We start from the raw sequence: 17,150 nt of genomic DNA on the forward strand, positions 1-17,150 counted from the left end.
TTCTTGTTGGAGTTGTAAGCAGCACTCTAGAGCGTCCGCCCCCAGGCAAAATCAGTCCAAAGGATTATTTTCCGCGCACCTCGTTTCAGCGTGTTAACCGATCTCGCTTACGGCCAGACGCACGCCAAGGCCGATCAGCACCGCGCCGGTCAACCGATCGAACCAATGGCCCATCCGCGCAAAGCCAGCGCGCACGCGGCCTCGGCTGAACAACCAAGCCACCAGCAGGAACCACAGCGCGGTGGCCCCGGCGAGATAGACGCCGTAGCCCGCCTGCACCAGCAGCGGTGTATCGGGGCTGATCACGACGGTGAATAGCGAAAGGAAGAACAGCGTGGCCTTGGGATTCAGGCCGTTGGTGACGAAACCGACAACGAATGCCTGCCAGGCCGAACGACCCGCACGCGCATTCGTTTCATCGGTCACGTCCAGGCTCATCGGTCGCGCGCGCAGCGCGCGCCAGCCCAAATAGAGCAGATACCCGGCCGCCAGCCACTTGAAGAGGTTGAACAGCACAATCGACTGCGAGACGATCAGGCCAATGCCGAGCAGGGAATAGGCGACATGGACGAATATCCCGCAGCCGACACCCAAGGCAGTCCAGCTTCCGACACGTCGGCCCTGGGTCACGCTTTCGCGCACCACCACCGCAAAATCCGGTCCGGGGCTCGCCACTGCGAGTAGATGCACCAGCGCCACGGTCATAAATTCCATCCAGTACACAGTCAATCTCCACGCTATGCCGGGCCACATTGTCGACCAGCCCCGGTTTCTTCGAAAAGGTACAGTTGATGTCCAATCGCGCCGTTTTTCTCGATCTCTCTCCCCTCGAACAAGGCGATCTCGACCTCGACCCGTTGCGGAACGCTTTCAGCGAACTCGTCTGTCATGAGCAAAGCACAACCGACCAGATCGTCGAGCGCTTGCAGGGCGCCCAGGTCGCAATCGTCAACAAGGTCTCCCTCACGGCCGAAACCCTGGCTGCCTGCCCCGAGCTGAAGCTCATCCTGGTCTCGGCCACCGGGGTCAACAACATCGACCTGCAGGCCGCTCGCGAGCACGGCATCGTGGTCAGCAACTGCCAGGCCTACGGCACACCCACCGTCGCCCAGCACACATTGATGCTGCTGCTGGCGCTGGCTACGCGGTTACCCGATTACCAGGCCGCCGTCGCCCGTGGGCGCTGGCAGGAAAGCGGACAGTTCTGCCTGCTGGACTTTCCCATCGTCGAACTGGAGGGCAAGACCCTCGGCCTGCTCGGTCACGGCGAACTCGGCAGCGCCGTAGCCAGGCTGGCGGAAGCATTCGGCATGCGCGTGCTGGTCGGCAATCTGCCGGGCCGGCCGAAGCGCCCGGAGCGTCTGGACCTGGACGAGCTGCTCCCGCAGGTGGACGCACTCACGCTGCACTGTCCACTGACGGAGCAGACGCGCAACCTCATCGGCGCGCGCGAGCTGCAGCTGATGAAACCAACCGCCTTTCTGATCAACGCCGCGCGGGGCGGCCTGGTCGACGAGCACGCATTGGCTGATGCCCTGCGCCGCGGTCACCTGGGGGGCGCGGCCACCGACGTGCTGACCAGCGAGCCGCCACAGGACGATAACCCCCTGCTGGCGCCGGATCTGCCGCGACTGATCATCACCCCGCACAGCGCCTGGGGCAGCCGTGAAGCGCGTCAGCGCATCGTCGCCCAGCTGGCCGAGAACGCGACTGCCTTCTTTGCCGGCGCCCCGCTGCGCCAGGTCAACTGAGCGAAGCGACTCAGGGCAGCCATGCCGCTGCCCTGAGCTTGCGAGCAACGACCCATAGCACCTAAGCTCGCCGACTTTTTCAGGGAGACGCTCATGGACCCTCGAAGCGAAGTACTGCTGCGCCAGGCCGAGCTGTTTCAAGGACGGCTATTGCTGGCTGGACTGCCCGCCGACGATCTGCTGGGCCAGTTGCCCGGCGCCGTCGGCTGGAGTTGGCATGCCGGCGAACAGCACCTGCTGAACAAGCGCTTCAGTGGACGCTGCAGCTTTGGCGTCGCCCCACCGCCCGGCGAATATGACGCCGCCGTGCTGTTTCTGCCAAAGTCCCGCGAGTTGACTGACTACGTACTGCAGGCGCTGGCAGCACAGTTGGCAGGCCGCCCGCTTTATCTGGTCGGGGAAAAGCGCGCGGGCGTCGAACGTGCCGCAAAACAACTGGCCAGTCTCGGCCGCGCCCGCAAGCTCGACAGCGCGCGCCACTGCCAGCTCTGGCAGGGCGAGATCGAACAGACACCGGCCGCTCCGGAACTCGATGCACTGGCTCACCACTTCACGCTGGAACTGGAAGACGGACCGCTGCAGGTGATCAGCCTGCCCGGGGTATTCAGTCACGGACGACTCGACGTCGGCAGCGCCCTGCTACTTGAACACCTCGACAATCTACCCAGTGGGCGAGTGCTCGATTTCGGCTGCGGCGCCGGCATTCTCGGCGCCACGCTCAAACGCCGTTATCCGCAAAGCGAGCTGGTGCTGCTGGACGTCGACGCCTTTGCCGTCGAGAGCAGTCGCCGCACACTCGCGGCCAACGGGCTCGAAGCTGAAGTGATCGCCGGCGATGGCATCGACACCGCACCTCGGCAACTGGCGGCCATCGTCAGCAACCCACCGTTCCACCAGGGCGTGCACACCAGCTATCAGGCCAGCGAAACGCTGATCGAACGGGCCGCCGAGCATCTGTCGAGCGGCGGCGAGCTACGTTTGGTAGCCAACGCATTTCTCCGCTATCCGCCACTGATCGAGCAGCATCTCGGTGCCTGCCAGACCATCGTCGAGCGCAACGGCTTTCGCATCTACCGCGCAAAACGCCCCTGACGTCGGCGACAGGCGGTTGCACCGGCCAGCCGGTTGCGGCAAACTCGCCGCCGTCCTTGGGGGAGTAGTCTCCGACGAGCACCCCGCTCGTCCGGCATGCGTCAACATACTTGGTCCGCAGACCATGGCGCATGCGACCGGCCAGCGCGTAACGATACGCCAGGCCAGGTTTGACAAGACCCATGACATGTACACCTGACCCGGGCGGGCAGGCTGCGCATGTCATGGTGAATCTGTCGACCCGCCCTAAAGGAATGCCGCTTGGAATCGTTTTTCGTTCCCACTCTAATCGTTGCCCTGGCCGAAATCGGCGACAAGACCCAGTTGCTTGCGCTGCTGCTGGCGGCGCGCTATCGCCGTCCCTGGCCGATCATCTGGGGTATCGTCGTTGCCACCCTGGCCAACCATGCCGCCGCCGGCGCGGTCGGTAGCTGGGTATCGAGCTTGCTTTCGCCGGTTGCACTGAGCTGGATACTCGCCGCCAGCTTCGCCGCCGTCGCGCTGTGGACGCTGGTGCCGGACAAACTTGACGACGACGATGCCAGACTCGGTCGCCCCTACGGCCCGTTCGTCGCGACCACGATCGCCTTCTTCATCGCCGAGATGGGTGACAAAACCCAGGTCGCCACGGTGATGCTCGCCGCCCAGTACCCGGAGTTCGTGCTGGTCATTCTCGGCACCACGGTTGGCATGCTGCTGGCCAACGTTCCGGTGGTGCTGGTCAGTCATTTCGCGGCGGACCGACTACCGCTGACGCTGATCCGCCGAGTCGCAGCGGCTGGCTTCGCGGCTCTGGCGCTCTACGCCGGGTATCAGGCGCTGACCATGAGCACGATTGTCTCAGGCTGATACGCAGCGCAAATCTGCACATTCGGGGAGCTGATAGAGTGCGCTACCGCAGCGCACCATCAGCGCCCCGAGGAGATCAGGCTGCATGTCAGCGGATGGACGCAAGAAACGAGTCTGCAACCATATCGATCTGAGCTGGAACAAGGGCCGGCTGGCCCTCTCCGAACAGATGCAGAGCAAGTATTTCGCCTACAAGGGCTCACTCATCGGCCAGCCGCTGAACAGCGCGGGCTTCGCCGAGCTCGTGCGCAACGTGCGCAACGCCATGCCCGATCTGGAAGTGGTAGTGGACGAGTGCATTTGCGAGGGCCACAAGGTGGTTACTTCGAGCACCGTGATGGGCACGTTGGCCACCCCGCTGTTCGGCCCCTCGGTAACCGACAAGATTCTCGCCATTGCCGTCATGAGCGTCTGGACGCTCAATCCGGCCGGCGACATCGAAGAAATCAACACCCTCATCGACCTAGAGGGTGTGCACCAGCAACTGGGGATCGAGACGCCGCTGGCGGCGCTGCTGTCGCCGACCTGAAAGGCCGGCGACGGGCCAAGGGTCAACGACCGCCGCGGGCCTGCTCGTAAAGCGGCATGACTTTCGGAATGTTCGCTTTCAGCGCCGCGGCGCGAGTTGTCGACGACGGGTGCGTACTCATGAACTCGGGCGGCGCCGAACCTCCGGCGGACCCCATCTTCTCCCACAGCGTGATTGCAGCGTTCGGGTTGTAACCGGCGCGAGCGGCCAGTTCCAGACCAATCAGATCCGCCTCGTTCTCGTTGCCACGACTGTTCGGCAGGGTCATCAGGTACTCGACCCCCATGTTCGCCAGCTGCAGGCCACCGGTGCCGACGCCCATGGCCGAGCCCAGCTGAGTCGCCATCTGCACACCATAAGCCTTGGACATGGCTTCACGCCCATGCTCACGCAGTGCGTGGGCAATCTCATGGCCCATCACCGCGGCGATTTCGTCGTCAGTGAGCTTCAGCTTCTCGATCAAGCCGGTGTAGAAGATGATCTTGCCACCAGGGCCGCAGTTGGCATTGAGCTCCGGGCTGTCGATGACATTGACTTCCCAGGCCCATTGCGCCGCATCCGGACGGAACACCGGCACCTTGGCGATCAGCCGCTGGGCGATGCCATTGACGCGCTTGGCAACCGCGGTGTCCTTCTTCAGCACGCCCTGGCTCGAAGCCTTGCTGAGCGTCTCTTGGTAGGACTGGGCATACATCTGGTTGACCTGGTCGGTCGACAGCATGCTGAACATGTACTGCTTGCGTTCGACACCCACGGCACCGCCGCTGGTGGTGTTGACGGCCTGACAGCCTGCCAGCACGGCGGCGGCGATCAGCATGGACAATCTGTGCGGCTTGAACATCGAATCTCTCCGGAAAACCTCGGCCGTATCCTAGAGCGGGCCCAACGGTCAGGCAACCGGCGGCCCCGCTGTAGTTGTCGCAAATGCTGCCGATAGCCTGATTATCCGCTGCGCAACTGGAGTACGCACATGTTCAGATCCATCCAGACCGCTTTCGCGGCATTGGCCGGCGCCTGCACGCTAGCCATCATTGCGGCGCTTCTGCTGTACGCGATGGTTTCCGGCATGCGCAGCCAGGCACTGGTCGAGGAGCGGACTCGCACGCTGATCGACGGCATGGTCGAACAGCGCGTCACCGCACTGGCGCAATCCCAGGTCAGTCGCATCCAGGCACAGCTGCAGGCACCCTTGCAGATCGCCACCGGTCTCGCCCGCGTACACACCCTCACCGGTCTCAGCGACGACGAGGGTATGCCGATGGCCAACCTGACCCGCGAAGAGCTGATCAACCTGGCGCGTCAGACGCTGATCGAGAACCCCAGCCTGACTAGCACCTATATCGCCTGGGAACCCAACGGGGTGGACGCCAATGACGTGATGTACCGCGGCGATGTCCCGGGCATGCTCGAAGGCCGCTTCGCCAGCTGGATCTACCGCGACGCCAGCGGCAAGCTGCTGACCGAGCGACTCACCGATATCGAGGACACAACCCTGCTGGAAACGGGCGTCCGTGCCGGCGAGTACTACCTGTGCCCGCGTGAACAGCTCAAACCCTGCGTCGGCGACCCCGCACCGTACGAGATGAACGGGCAGACGCAGCTGCTTTCCTCCTTCAATGCGCCGATCATCATCGATGGCAAGTTTCACGGCATCGTTGGTGCGGACATCGGTGTCGACTTCATGCAGCAATTGCTGAGCAGCGCCAATAGCCAGCTGTACGGCGGAGCCGGGCAGATCGCGCTGATCTCCAATAACGGCCGTCTTGCCGCCTTCAGTCGCGACCGGAACCTGCTCGGCAAACCCGCAGCACAACTTCTGGACGCCGACGAGCAGGCCCTGGTCAAGCAGCTGCCTGCCGGCCAGACCCACTACCGGATCGATCATGCTCGCGGCCGCGTCGCACTGTTCCTGCCGTTTTCATTCCCCGGCACTGACGCACGCTGGGTGCTGATGCTGGAGCTGCCAACCGCAGAAGTGATGAAGGAGCTGGACCAGCTGATGGTCGCGCTCGGCGAGGAAAGCCGCAGCAACCTTGCCGCCATGCTCGTCATCGGCATGCTCATCGCCTTCGCCGGGCTGCTCGCGATATGGCTGATCAGCCGCCGCATCACCCGGCCGCTGCGCGACATGGTGGTCATGCTCGACAACATCAGCCAGGGCGAAGGCGACCTCACCCAGCGGCTGAATATCGACAGCCGTAACGAGCTCGGCCAGATCGCGGCCGGGTTCAACGCATTCCTGGCGCGGCTGCAGGGCATGATCAGCGAAGTGGTCAGCTCGGTGCAGAAGGTCAGCGACGCATCCGAACACACCGCGGACATCGCCATTCGAACCGACAAGGGCGTGCAGACGCAGTTGGCGGAGATCGAACTGGTCGCCACCGCCGTGCACGAGATGACCGCGACTGCCCAGGACGTGGCACGCAATGCGACCCAGGCTGCCGAAGCCGCCAACAATGCCGATCGCGCCGCCAATCAGGGCCGGCACATCGTGCAGGACACCGGCGCGACCATCGCCGAGCTGGCCAGCGAGATCGGCCGCGCCGTGGATGTGGTGCAGACGCTAGCCCGCGACAGCGAAAACATCGACGCGATCCTGGTCACCATCCGCAGCATCGCCGAGCAGACCAACCTGCTCGCCTTGAATGCCGCCATCGAGGCGGCCCGAGCCGGCGAGCAAGGCCGTGGTTTCGCCGTCGTGGCCGATGAGGTCCGCAATCTGGCGCAGAAGACACAACAGGCGACCGGCGAGATTCAGCAGATGATCCAGCAGCTGCAGGGCGGCACACGCGACGTCGTACAGGTGATGGAACAGAGCCAGAACCGCACGCGCCGCAGCGTCGAACAGGCCGATGCCGCCGCAGAAGCGCTACAGGCGATCACCCAGGCGGTCTCGCTGATCAATGACATGAACAATCAGATCGCCAGCGCCGCCGAGGAACAGAGCGCGGTGGCCGAAGATATCAACCGCAACGTCACCAATATCGGTCAGGTCGCCCAGCAGGTCGCAACCGGTGCCGACGAGGCCAGCCAGGCCAGCGCCGGACTGACACGCCTGGCCGAGCAGCAGCGCCGCCTGATCAACCAGTTCAGGGTCTGAGACGACCGGCCCGCACGCCCTCGACGTGGCCGATCAGGCCGGAGTCAGGCACTCCGGCCCATCGAGGCGCGGGTCGTTCACCAAGGTCGCCAACGGTCGTTCACGCAACGCCGGCTGGGGCTGAGCCATCAGCGCCTGCAGTGTTTCCAGCGGCGTGTCAGGGTCGAGCCAGGCGGCCTGCCCGGCCTCATCGAGCATCAACGGCCGGCGCAGCGTCGCTGCCGGCAGGGTTACCACCGCGGTGCTCAGGTAGGTATGACCCTGCACCGGGTAGGCTTCCCAGAGCGCAGCCATGTACATCAGTGAGCCTTCACTGGTCATCCAGTACGGGCGCTTGCGCGCCGTACCGCGCCATTCGTAGAACCCGTTGGCCGGCAGCAGGCCGCGACGCAGGCGAAAGGCTTCGCGAAACATGGGCTGCTCGGCAATCGTTTCCGCACGCGCCTGGGCCGGGGTTCGGGTCAGATCGGTCATCCAGGCCGGGGTCAGCCCCCAGCGCACCCGACTGAGCTGCAACTGCTGATCGATCTGGCGCAGCAACAGCACCGAAGCGCCGGGAGCGACACTCCAATGCGGCTGCTGGTCGGACGGGAAACCGGGCAAGGCGGCGAAGTCCTGGCTCCAACGGAAAAGGGCGTAGCGACCGCACATAAAAAAGACTCGTCAGCAGATCAGTTCGCCGGGGTAACTCTCCGGTTCATCGCCCGGCAACGGCTCGGCGCCATTGTACGCAGCGATCAGCTGACGCGCCCGCTCGGCATCCTCGTCCGGCACCATGAGCCCGAGCAAGCCCGCCGCCGGCAGCTCGCCCATGGCACCGATCAGATGACTCCCCGCAAGGAAAGCCTCGATGCCCTCGGCAATCAGCATGCCGCTGAGCATCTCGGCTTCAAGCAGGTCGCGCGGCTCATAGACACGCCGCATCAGTCGTCCTCCCGCAACGTTTCCAGTTGCCACTGCTCGCCGTCCGTGCGCAGATCGAACACCACTGGCCGGCAGCACACAGAGCAATCCTCGATGTACTGTTGGTCCCCTGCGCTGAGATCGAGCACAGCCTCAACCGGCTCGCCGCAGTACGGGCAATTGAAGACCTGTGTTTCGAGCATCAAACCTCCACGTGACTTGTCGCTATAATCGCCGTCTTTAAAGGTCGTCGATTCGGACCTTTATCGAAAAGACCGACTCGGCGTGCCCGATTACGGGCACCCTGGGCCGCATGCAGGCTTCACTGGCGATCAGCCGAACCAGCCGTTTACTCGATGAGTATGAGCCAGCCGGCTCCGGTCCGTTCCGTGAATCGCCGTGCCTTCCGCACTGCGGGCCCGTTCTTCGTTTCCTTTACAGAGAGCATGATGGACGAATTCGAAGCCATCCGACCCTACGCCGACGCCGAAGTACCGACGGTCATGGCACGCCTGTTCGCCGATCGCGAGTTTCTCGACATTCTGGCGCACTTCCGCTTCCCCCGTATGGCCGACAGCCTGGGCTGGCTGATCAAGCCGGTCATCTCGCGCCGGTTGCGCAAACAGTTCGCCAGTATCCACACCGTGGATGCCCTACAGCATACGATCGAAGCCTATATCGACCGGACCATCGAGCGCGCCACCGACGGCGTGACCTTTTCCGGCCTGGAACAACTGCAGCAGGGTCGGGCCTATCTCTTTCTGGCCAATCACCGCGACATTGTCATGGACCCGGCATTCGTCAATTACGCCGTGTACCAGGCCGGCATCCGCACCCCACGCATCGCGATCGGCGACAACCTGTTGCAGCGGCCCTTCGTCAGCGACCTGATGCGCTTGAACAAGAGCTTCATCGTGCGACGGTCGATTACCGGCCGACGCGAGAAGCTGGCGGCCTACCAGGTGCTGTCGGCCTACATCAACCACTCGATTCGCAATGACGGCGAATCGGTGTGGATTGCGCAGGCCGAGGGTCGGGCCAAGGACGGCGATGACCGCACCGATTCGGCGATCCTCAAGATGCTGCACATGAGCCGCAAGGACGAAGCCTTCGCCGAGACGCTCGAGGCGCTGCGGCCAGTGCCGGTGGCAATCAGCTACGAATACGACCCCTGCGATCAGGCCAAGGCCCGCGAGCTGTATATCCGCGCCACCACGGGTAGCTACAGCAAGGCCCCCGGTGAGGATGACGCCAGCATCGCCTTGGGTATCACCGGCTACAAAGGGCGCGTACACATTGCCTTTGGCACGCCGATGGACAGCGTTCCCGAGGACGCGAAGCAGATGGCGGTGGTTGTGGATCGGCAGATTCTTGGCAGCTACCGGTTGTTTCCGGTGCACTACCTGGCCTACCGCTTGTGGGATGACCAGGACCCGGAAATCCAGGTGCCCAGCGCAGCCGAGCTGTTCAGTCGTGAAGAAGTGGAGCGTGCCGAAGCGGAGTGGAGCAAGCGTCTGGCTGCCTGCCCGAGCGTACAGCAGCCCTATCTGATTCAGCAGTACGCTACCCCGGTGCGTAACCAGTACCGTCTGAACGCAGGTCTCGAGCCCTGAAAGGCAGAAGGCCCGCAGTGCATCGTGCAGCGGGCCCTGCCTTCCAACCAGCGGCGCTGGCTCAGAGCAACCTTGAAGCCGCCGACAGGCCCAGACCGAGCAGAAGGCCCGCCCAGCCGAATCGATAGAACACCTGATTGACACGCTGTGTCGCGGCAGCGCCCGCGGTGCTACGCGATGTAGTCGGAGCCTGGGCGACGACAGCCCGGCGCGAAGCGCATACCTGACGCCATTGGGTAGCCACCAGCAGCCAGCTACCGCAAAACGCACAAATCAGCGCCAATCCGTTGAGAACCAATGCAGGGGTCAGGACGATCCCCAACTGCGCATGTAACACCATTCCACCTTCCAGTTCTGCAAGCCGCTGGGCAGCCGCGCAGTTTACCCGTAAGCACGCAGCGCGTGAGATCTACCCGATCAAACGCCGCTGACCCTGCACCATCATCAGCTCAACTTATGACGTAGTGTTCACCACTCGGCCTTGACTAATGACCGGGCTCACCCGCACCCTCGACATACCTCGAAACGGCGTACTAGAGCGTGTGCGGGGACGGCAGCGAACTACGTTGGGCCTCGCCTGCGCCAAGCCTGCTTGGCCGGCGGACAGATGTCTTCGTGACCAAGATGGCTGCCGGCACAGATCGCTATGCCGTATCACTTGGCGCCGGTTGCCATCGGCGCCACGGGGAATCAGCTATTCAGAACGACAGGACGAGATAATGAAAATAAAAATGTTCACCACCGGAGCGCTCACGCTTTCACTGCTTGCCAGCAATGTCATGGCGGCGGTTTCAGAGTCGGAAGCAGCGCGCCTGGGCAATGAGCTGACGCCCATCGGCGCGGAGAAAGCCGGCAACGCAGCAGGCACCATTCCGGCATGGACCGGCGGGCTGGCGCAGGACGCCGCAGCGGTATCGGCAGACGGTTTCGTTGGCGATCCCTATCCGAACGACAAGCCAAAGTTCACCATCACGGCGAAGAACTTCGAGCAGTACAAGGACAACCTGACGCCTGGCCAGATCGCCATGTTCAAGCGTTACCCGGAGAGCTATCGCCTGCCGGTCTACGAGACCCGGCGCAGCGCAGCCATGCCGCAGCACGTGTATGACGCGGCAGCACGCAACGCCACGCAGACCAACATGGTCCGCGGTGGCAACGGCCTGGAAAACTTCGACAAGGCCATCGCGTTCCCGATCCCGAAAGACGGCATAGAAGTCATCTGGAACCACATCACCCGCTACCGCGGCGGCTCCGCGCGCCGCGTGATCGCCCAGGCTACGCCTCAGGTGAACGGTAATTTCAGCCTGGTCAAGTTCGTCGACGAAGTGGTCTACACCGACACCCTGACGGACTACAAACCCGAGAAGCATGGCAACGTGCTGTTCTACTTCAAGCAGCAGGTCACCGAGCCGTCGCGCCTGGCCGGCAACGTGCTGCTGGTACACGAGACGCTGGATCAGGTGAAGGAGCCGCGCATGGCGTGGATCTACAACGCCGGCCAGCGCCGTGTGCGCCGCGCTCCGCAGGTCGCCTATGACGGCCCGGGCACAGCAGCCGACGGCCTGCGCACCTCCGACAACCTGGATATGTTCAACGGTGCGCCGGACCGCTACGACTGGAAACTGATCGGCAAGAAAGAGCTGTACATCCCGTACAACGCCTATCGCCTGGATTCGCCGCAGCTCAAGTACAGCGACATCATCAAGGCCGGTCACATCAATCAGGATCTGACCCGCTACGAACTGCACCGCGTATGGGAAGTGGAGGCGACCCTGAAAACAGGCGAGCGCAATATCTATGCCAAGCGCCACTTCTTCATCGACGAGGACACCTGGCAGGCCGCAATCGTCGATCATTACGACGGTCGCAATCAGCTGTGGCGCGTAGCCGAAGCCCACGGTCTGCATTTCTATAACGTGCAGGTGCCGCTGTATTCGATGGAAACCCTCTACGACCTCATCTCCGGCCGCTATCTGGTCATGGGGATGAAGAACGAAGAGAAGAACCCCTACACCTACAACTACAAAGCCAACTCCAACCAGTACACCCCGGCCGCCCTGCGCAACTCCGGCGTCCGCTGACAATCGACTGGCTGCACCGACGCCCCGCTAATCGCGGGGCGTCTTCATTTCTGCGCCATGAAAATAAAAACCCTGCCAGGCTGAGCCATGGCAGGGTTTTCGGAACGGCAGTCTCGGTGCGGCTTGCGCGTTACTGCGCGAGCAAGCGACCGATATTGTCGTCGCGGAATACGCGGGTCAGTGCATCACTCAGCACATCGGTGACCAGCTTGGTGTTGGTCTGCTCGTTCGGCGCCATACCGAACCGCTGGTTCAGCGAAGCACCATAGCGGCCGTTGTAGCGCTTGCCAGCGTTCTGGACTTCGATTTTCAATGTTGCGCCGATATTGGCTTCAGTCACGTAGAGCCCTTCTTTCGGCGACTGATACTTCAGCTCTGCCAGGGTCAGGGTCAGTTGCGGGGCGTTGTACGCATTGGGCGACGGCGTGAAGCCAAGCAGGCGTACGGCGGCTTCAGCCTGCGCCTGCAGCTTGGGTATGACCTTGGCACTCGGCACGATCACCGCGCTGGTTTCCGGGTAAAGCCCGCCACGCGTGCCCAGAGTCGGCGAGGGGCGCGCGTCGACCACGCGCACGACCACGGGCTGGCCCTGGCCGACAGGATTGATGGTGCCATTGAGTTTGGGGTTCGGATCGAGCTGCTGCGGGCTATGGGCACAGCCTACGAGGCTCATTCCAAGAACGGTGACAAGACCGAACAACAGGCGTTGCAGCATGCTGCTTTCTCCAGGTTAGGGACGACGAATGCCGCGCAGTATACCCAGCGGCACGAAGCGCCGACAGTGATGAGCTTCTGACCGACGGCGATGCCGCCCCGTTCAGTTCACCGGGCTGTCACAGGCATCTGCGATAAAGGATCCAGCCCGTCACCACGAGTGAACACCCATGCGCCAGATCCTTTCACTGCTGCGCCGCCGCAAGCCCCGTCACTTCGCCCTGCTCGACGAGCACGGCCGCTGCCGCATGCTGCTCAGCAGCACCCACAGGCCCGCCGGTGCAGAATGGATTGAAGTCGAGGAGGCTCGCCTGAGCTGGATTGGCCACGAGCTCCCCGCAAAATCCCGGCACGCCGCCTGAGCGCAGCCAGGCGGTAACCATCCGCGCACAAAAAAGCCCCGCTCATTCGAGCGGGGCTTTCTCGTTCAGCGCGGAACTGGCCGTGTGGCTCAGTACTCCAGGCCCAGGCGCTTGTCGGCCATCTGGCTGATCTCACGATAGGCTGCGGCGTCGTTCTGCAGCGTGGTTTCGCGCGCTGGGAATATCTCCTGCAGCTTGCTCGACCACGCCTGGGAACGGTACTGCTCGGGGAAGCAGCGCTCGAGCAGGTCGAGCATGATCGAGACGGTGACCGACGCACCCGGCGAGGCACCGAGCAGCGCGGCGATGGTGCCGTCATTTGCCGCGACCAGCTCGGTACCGAACTGCAGGATGCCGCCTTTCTTCGGATCCTTCTTGATGATCTGCACGCGCTGGCCTGCGATCTCCAGGCGCCAGTCCTCGGCCTTGGCCTCAGGGTAGAAGCCACGCAGCGTCTCCAGGCGATCCCCCATGGACTGCATCACTTCCTTGATCAGATAGCGAGTCAGGTCCATGTTGTCGCGCGCGACCGCCATCATCGGGCCGATGTTGCTCGGGCGGATCGACAGCGGCAGGTCCATGAACGAACCGCGCTTGAGGAACTTGGTGGTGAAGCCTGCATAAGGTCCGAACAGCAGGGACTTCTTGCCGTCGACAACGCGAGTATCCAGGTGCGGCACCGACATCGGCGGCGCGCCGACCGCAGCCAGGCTGTAGACCTTGGCCTGATGCTGTTTGACGATCTCCGGGTTGTCGCAGCGCAGCCACTGGCCGCTGACCGGGAAGCCGCCGAAGCCCTTGCCCTCTTCGATACCGGACATCTGCAGCAGCGGCAATGCCGCGCCACCAGCGCCAAGGAAAACGAAGCCGGCCTGCACCTGGCGCGAATCGCCGGTGCGAGTGTTCTTGATATCGACCTTCCAGCCACTGGCCGTCCGATCGAGACCGGTGACCTTCTGGTTGTAGGAGACCTTGACGCCACCGCTACGCGCCAGATAGCCGAGCAGCTGGCTGGTCACCGCACCGAAGTTGACGTCGGTGCCGTTCATGGCACGGGTCGCGGCGATCGGCTCGTCGGCGGCGCGCCCCGGCATCATCAGCGGCATCCACTCGCCCAGCGTCGCACGATCCTCGCTGTAATCCATGTCAGCGAAGGCGTGGTGGGTCTTCAGCGCATCGAAGCGGCGCTTGAGGTAGTCGATGTTCTTGCTGCCACGCACGAAGCTCAGATGCGGCACAGCATTGATGAAATCGCGGGGAGAGCCGAAGCCTTCGCGGTCGGCGAGATAGGCCCAGAACTGCTTGGAAACCTCGAACTGGGTGTTGATCAGCACGGCCTTCTTGATGTCGATCGCGCCGTCTTTGCTGTCGGGAGTGTAGTTCAGCTCGCAAAGACCCGCGTGACCAGTACCGGCATTGTTCCACGGGTTGGAGCTTTCGATGGCTCCGGATTCCTGCAGCTCGACGATTTCCAGCTTGATATTGGGATCGAGTTCCTTGAGCAGTACCGCCAGGGTCGCACTCATGATGCCGGCTCCCACCAGCACCATATCCACTGCTTCGCTATCGTGTTGCGTCATCAACGCGTTCTCCAGAATCACAGCATTAAACTGTCGAGACCGCAGTACGCGGCCCCGTAAAACCCACCAGCCAGACGATCAGGAACGGAGCATGTGCCTGGACCGCTGCTCGGGAACATGTGCCCGAGAACAGACCACCAGAGGCAGCCTGCCAGCTGTCGGAAGGGCGGCTTTTGGCCTCCTTCCTCTCGCTACGATCCATCCGGAGCGGGCCTGGCCCAAAGCTCGACGGTGGACGCTGCGAGGAAAACGATTGCGAATCATGTTGCCGGCCCTGACCTCCGTGGCGCCGACTCGTAGCACCGAGCCGCAACGATACCCGCTGCGTTCGATACGAAACGGCGCCGCTCGGTTCAGCCGCGCATGGCCTCGATCAGTTCGATGTAGGGTCTGGCATGACGCTGGTCGGCAACCAGATCAATAAAGTCCTGCCCCATGCTGTTCCTGGCTTCGAGGTCGTAGCCAGCAGCCACGAAAAAACCGAGAAACCGCTCGAAATCATCGATGCGAAGGCCTCGATAGGCCTTGATCAGCTTGTGCAGCGAAGGGGGAGTATCGTCAGCCGGTTCAGGCTGCAGAAACAGCTTGATCGACTCGTCTGCGATCTCGTCGCCAATCACCTGCTTCTTGTCTTTACGCATGCCGCCTCCGGTCCACGGGGTCTCACGGGGGCGGCAGTTTACTCCTCGCAGGCGGCTCACTCAACGCGCCAGGGCGGCTTGCGACCAAGGTCGTACATCGCTATTCGGCCATACCGGGCGATTGTTCGGCACAAATAACAAAAGTGCTCGCGCCTATAATGGCGCCTTCGTGTACAAGGAGCGTCCCGGCATGCAGCTTCCCCCTTTGTTTTCCGCATGGCGTCAGGCCTTGCGTCTGGGGTACGGAACCCGTGCATTGCGCGGTGACATCAGTGCCGGGCTGACAGTCGGCATCATCGCCATCCCGCTGGCGATGGCGCTGGCCATTGCCGTCGGCGTGGCGCCGCAACACGGCCTCTACACCGTACTGGTGGCTGCACCGCTGATCGCGCTGACCGGAGGTTCGCGCTTCAACGTTTCCGGACCGACTGCGGCCTTCGTGGTGATCCTGCTGCCAATTACCCAGCAGTTCGGCCTTGGCGGCCTGCTGCTGTGCACCATGCTCGCCGGCCTGATCCTGATCACACTCGGGCTGCTACGCGCCGGCCGCCTGATCGCCTTCATTCCCTACCCTGTCACCCTCGGCTTCACTGCGGGCATCGGCATCGTCATCGCCACCCTGCAGATCAAGGACCTGTTCGGCCTGACCCTGACCGAGCAACCGCAGCACTACGTCGAGCAGGTCAGCCTCTTGCTGCGCTCGTTGCCGGGCGCGCAGCTTGGTGACGCCGTGGTGGCTGCGATCTGCCTGGCGGTGCTGATCATCTGGCCACGCTGGGTACCGAAAGTACCTGGCCACCTCGTGGCGCTGACCGTCGGCGCCCTGGCAGGCTTGCTGCTGGAATCGGTGGGACTGTCCGTTGCCACCCTGGGTGAACGCTTCAGCTACACGCTGGACGGCGTGACGCACCCGGGTATTCCACCGTTTCTGCCGGACTTCGCCTGGCCCTGGCTGTTGCCCGGTCCGGACGGCCAGCCGCTACAGCTGAGCTACGAGCTGTTCCGCCAGCTGCTCGCTCCGGCGTTTGCCATCGCCATGCTCGGCGCCATCGAATCGCTGCTCTGCGCGGTGGTCGCCGACGGCATGACAGGCAGCAACCATGAACCCAATGGCGAGCTGATCGGCCAGGGCCTGGGCAACCTGGTCGCGCCACTGTTCGGCGGCATCACCGCGACCGCGGCCATCGCCCGCAGCGCCACCAACGTCCGCGCCGGTGCCTTTTCGCCGCTGGCCTCGATGATCCATGCCGGCGTGGTGCTGGTCGCGATTCTCTGGCTGGCACCGCTGTTCAGCTATCTGCCGATGGCAGCCCTTGCAGCCTTGCTGGTGATGGTGGCGTGGAACATGAGCGAAGCGCCGCATGTCGTGCACGTCCTGCGCATTGCGCCGCGCAGCGACGTACTGGTGCTGCTGACCTGCCTGATTCTCACCGTGCTGTTCGACATGGTGCTGGCGGTGGGCGTTGGGCTGCTACTGGCGGCGGGGCTGTTCATCAAACGCATGAGCGAGCTGACCGACACCACAGCGCTATCGCGCGATCAACGACGGCTGCTGCAGGACATGCCCGAGCATGTCGCAACCTACGCGATCCGCGGACCACTGTTCTTCGGTGCGGCGGAAAAGGCACTGGGTGCACTGCGGCGCTTCAATCCGGAGGTCAAGGTGGTGATCGTCGACATCAGCGCGGTGCCGATGCTGGACATGACGGCACTGGCGGCGCTGGAGAACGTCCTGGTGGATTACCGGCGACTGGGCGTGACGCTGATCCTGAGCGGCAGTAATGCCCGCGTGCGCTTGAAGCTGCGCCGCGCGGGCATCCATCGACTGCAAGGGCATCTGCTCTATGTGCGCGACCTGAGCCAGGCCCGCGAAAAGGCGCTGCGCCTGCTACGCCCGGAGCCTGGGGCGGCTACCGGCTGAGCGACGCAGGATCA

Annotated in this window: 17 protein-coding genes, 1 pseudogene and 1 riboswitch; of the genes and pseudogenes, 10 read left to right on the top strand and 8 right to left on the bottom strand. The window is 63.3% G+C overall.

Annotation, left to right across the window (positions count from 1 at the left end; translation table 11 throughout):
- Positions 1–93: 93 nt before the first annotated feature.
- Positions 94–723: a LysE family translocator gene (locus tag BHD08_RS16205; protein WP_015277949.1), complete on the bottom strand. Its 630-nt coding sequence runs from the start codon at positions 721–723 to the stop codon at positions 94–96.
- 68 nt (positions 724–791) lie between these two features.
- Here BHD08_RS16205 and BHD08_RS16210 point away from each other — a divergent pair, with 68 nt between their 5' ends.
- The 4 genes from BHD08_RS16210 to BHD08_RS16225 all read left to right on the top strand — a co-directional run bounded on the left by BHD08_RS16210 (position 792) and on the right by BHD08_RS16225 (position 4,221).
- Positions 792–1,751 carry a 2-hydroxyacid dehydrogenase gene (locus BHD08_RS16210; protein ID WP_125023524.1) on the top strand — a complete coding sequence of 320 codons (960 nt, stop codon included), beginning with the start codon at positions 792–794 and terminating at the stop codon, positions 1,749–1,751.
- Positions 1,752–1,844: 93 nt separating this feature from the next.
- Positions 1,845–2,843, top strand: coding sequence for a class I SAM-dependent methyltransferase (locus BHD08_RS16215; RefSeq protein WP_125023526.1), 999 nt, complete (start codon positions 1,845–1,847; stop codon positions 2,841–2,843).
- 47 nt (positions 2,844–2,890) lie between these two features.
- A riboswitch (yybP-ykoY riboswitch) is annotated at positions 2,891–3,014 on the top strand.
- 90 nt (positions 3,015–3,104) lie between these two features.
- Positions 3,105–3,692: a TMEM165/GDT1 family protein gene (locus BHD08_RS16220; RefSeq protein WP_015277952.1), complete on the top strand. Its 588-nt coding sequence runs from the start codon at positions 3,105–3,107 to the stop codon at positions 3,690–3,692.
- An 85-nt stretch (positions 3,693–3,777) separates the two neighbouring features.
- Positions 3,778–4,221 (top strand): ester cyclase, encoded by a 444-nt coding sequence (locus BHD08_RS16225; RefSeq protein ID WP_125023528.1) that lies wholly within the window; start codon positions 3,778–3,780, stop codon positions 4,219–4,221.
- A 22-nt stretch (positions 4,222–4,243) separates the two neighbouring features.
- On the opposite strand, the gene BHD08_RS16230 is transcribed toward BHD08_RS16225, so the two are convergent.
- Complete coding sequence (locus BHD08_RS16230) at positions 4,244–5,062, bottom strand: M48 family metallopeptidase (RefSeq protein ID WP_125023531.1); 819 nt, start codon at positions 5,060–5,062, stop codon at positions 4,244–4,246.
- A gap of 1,215 nt (positions 5,063–6,277) precedes the next feature.
- Between BHD08_RS16230 and BHD08_RS23535 the strand changes: the two are divergent.
- Positions 6,278–6,463: pseudogene (locus tag BHD08_RS23535) on the top strand (HAMP domain-containing protein); the annotation flags it as partial.
- A gap of 15 nt (positions 6,464–6,478) precedes the next feature.
- Positions 6,479–7,321 (top strand): methyl-accepting chemotaxis protein, encoded by an 843-nt coding sequence (locus BHD08_RS23540; RefSeq protein WP_375708260.1) that lies wholly within the window; start codon positions 6,479–6,481, stop codon positions 7,319–7,321.
- A 33-nt stretch (positions 7,322–7,354) separates the two neighbouring features.
- Here BHD08_RS23540 and BHD08_RS16240 read toward each other — a convergent pair whose 3' ends face one another.
- From BHD08_RS16240 to BHD08_RS16250, 3 genes are read right to left on the bottom strand one after another with little or no spacing between them, the layout of a single operon-like run.
- Complete coding sequence (locus BHD08_RS16240; protein WP_015277956.1) at positions 7,355–7,972, bottom strand: SOS response-associated peptidase; 618 nt, start codon at positions 7,970–7,972, stop codon at positions 7,355–7,357.
- Between the two features lie 12 nt (positions 7,973–7,984).
- Positions 7,985–8,245: a DUF2007 domain-containing protein gene (locus BHD08_RS16245; protein ID WP_015277957.1), complete on the bottom strand. Its 261-nt coding sequence runs from the start codon at positions 8,243–8,245 to the stop codon at positions 7,985–7,987.
- The gene (locus BHD08_RS16250; RefSeq protein WP_015277958.1) at positions 8,245–8,427 is read right to left on the bottom strand and encodes a CPXCG motif-containing cysteine-rich protein; all 183 of its coding nucleotides are present in this window, start codon (positions 8,425–8,427) and stop codon (positions 8,245–8,247) included. Before BHD08_RS16250 ends, BHD08_RS16245 begins: the two co-directional genes overlap by 1 nt.
- A 243-nt stretch (positions 8,428–8,670) precedes the next feature.
- Here BHD08_RS16250 and BHD08_RS16255 point away from each other — a divergent pair, with 243 nt between their 5' ends.
- Together BHD08_RS16255 and BHD08_RS16265 are read left to right on the top strand one after the other, a co-directional pair.
- Positions 8,671–9,837 carry a 1-acyl-sn-glycerol-3-phosphate acyltransferase gene (locus BHD08_RS16255; protein ID WP_125023747.1) on the top strand — a complete coding sequence of 389 codons (1,167 nt, stop codon included), beginning with the start codon at positions 8,671–8,673 and terminating at the stop codon, positions 9,835–9,837.
- 731 nt (positions 9,838–10,568) lie between these two features.
- On the top strand, positions 10,569–11,918 hold the full coding sequence (locus BHD08_RS16265; protein WP_125023749.1) for a DUF1329 domain-containing protein: 1,350 nt from the start codon (positions 10,569–10,571) through the stop codon (positions 11,916–11,918).
- Positions 11,919–12,048: 130 nt separating this feature from the next.
- On the opposite strand, the gene BHD08_RS16270 is transcribed toward BHD08_RS16265, so the two are convergent.
- Positions 12,049–12,633 (bottom strand): YajG family lipoprotein, encoded by a 585-nt coding sequence (locus BHD08_RS16270; protein WP_015277961.1) that lies wholly within the window; start codon positions 12,631–12,633, stop codon positions 12,049–12,051.
- A gap of 169 nt (positions 12,634–12,802) precedes the next feature.
- On the opposite strand from BHD08_RS16270, the gene BHD08_RS16275 reads away from it, so the two are divergent.
- Positions 12,803–12,994: a hypothetical protein gene (locus tag BHD08_RS16275; RefSeq protein ID WP_125023537.1), complete on the top strand. Its 192-nt coding sequence runs from the start codon at positions 12,803–12,805 to the stop codon at positions 12,992–12,994.
- 89 nt (positions 12,995–13,083) lie between these two features.
- On the opposite strand, the gene mqo is transcribed toward BHD08_RS16275, so the two are convergent.
- Positions 13,084–14,589 carry a malate dehydrogenase (quinone) gene (gene mqo / locus BHD08_RS16280; protein WP_256678714.1) on the bottom strand — a complete coding sequence of 502 codons (1,506 nt, stop codon included), beginning with the start codon at positions 14,587–14,589 and terminating at the stop codon, positions 13,084–13,086.
- Positions 14,590–14,927: 338 nt separating this feature from the next.
- On the bottom strand, positions 14,928–15,215 hold the full coding sequence (locus BHD08_RS16285; RefSeq protein ID WP_015277964.1) for a PA4642 family protein: 288 nt from the start codon (positions 15,213–15,215) through the stop codon (positions 14,928–14,930).
- A 190-nt stretch (positions 15,216–15,405) separates the two neighbouring features.
- Between BHD08_RS16285 and dauA the strand changes: the two genes are divergently transcribed.
- The gene (gene dauA, locus BHD08_RS16290) at positions 15,406–17,136 is read left to right on the top strand and encodes a C4-dicarboxylic acid transporter DauA (RefSeq protein ID WP_015277965.1); all 1,731 of its coding nucleotides are present in this window, start codon (positions 15,406–15,408) and stop codon (positions 17,134–17,136) included.
- Positions 17,137–17,150 lie beyond the last annotated feature (14 nt).

It is taken from the genome of Pseudomonas sp. SCT, from assembly GCF_003864275.1.
In the GTDB taxonomy this organism is placed as follows: Bacteria; Pseudomonadota; Gammaproteobacteria; order Pseudomonadales; family Pseudomonadaceae; genus Stutzerimonas; species Stutzerimonas stutzeri_AE.

Bases quoted from the DNA above. Each gene is read 5' to 3' on its own strand.
- BHD08_RS16210 (WP_125023524.1), top strand. From the start codon at position 792: ATGTCCAATCGCGCCGTTTTTCTCGATCTCTCTCCCCTCGAACAAGGC.
- BHD08_RS16215 (WP_125023526.1), top strand. From the start codon at position 1,845: ATGGACCCTCGAAGCGAAGTACTGCTGCGCCAGGCCGAGCTGTTTCAA.
- BHD08_RS16225 (WP_125023528.1), top strand. From the start codon at position 3,778: ATGTCAGCGGATGGACGCAAGAAACGAGTCTGCAACCATATCGATCTG.
- BHD08_RS16230 (WP_125023531.1), bottom strand. From the start codon at position 5,062: ATGTTCAAGCCGCACAGATTGTCCATGCTGATCGCCGCCGCCGTGCTG.
- BHD08_RS23540 (WP_375708260.1), top strand. From the start codon at position 6,479: ATGATCAGCGAAGTGGTCAGCTCGGTGCAGAAGGTCAGCGACGCATCC.
- BHD08_RS16240 (WP_015277956.1), bottom strand. From the start codon at position 7,972: ATGTGCGGTCGCTACGCCCTTTTCCGTTGGAGCCAGGACTTCGCCGCC.
- BHD08_RS16245 (WP_015277957.1), bottom strand. From the start codon at position 8,245: ATGCGGCGTGTCTATGAGCCGCGCGACCTGCTTGAAGCCGAGATGCTC.
- BHD08_RS16250 (WP_015277958.1), bottom strand. From the start codon at position 8,427: ATGCTCGAAACACAGGTCTTCAATTGCCCGTACTGCGGCGAGCCGGTT.
- BHD08_RS16255 (WP_125023747.1), top strand. From the start codon at position 8,671: ATGATGGACGAATTCGAAGCCATCCGACCCTACGCCGACGCCGAAGTA.
- BHD08_RS16265 (WP_125023749.1), top strand. From the start codon at position 10,569: ATGTTCACCACCGGAGCGCTCACGCTTTCACTGCTTGCCAGCAATGTC.
- BHD08_RS16270 (WP_015277961.1), bottom strand. From the start codon at position 12,633: ATGCTGCAACGCCTGTTGTTCGGTCTTGTCACCGTTCTTGGAATGAGC.
- BHD08_RS16275 (WP_125023537.1), top strand. From the start codon at position 12,803: ATGCGCCAGATCCTTTCACTGCTGCGCCGCCGCAAGCCCCGTCACTTC.
- BHD08_RS16285 (WP_015277964.1), bottom strand. From the start codon at position 15,215: ATGCGTAAAGACAAGAAGCAGGTGATTGGCGACGAGATCGCAGACGAG.
- dauA (WP_015277965.1), top strand. From the start codon at position 15,406: ATGCAGCTTCCCCCTTTGTTTTCCGCATGGCGTCAGGCCTTGCGTCTG.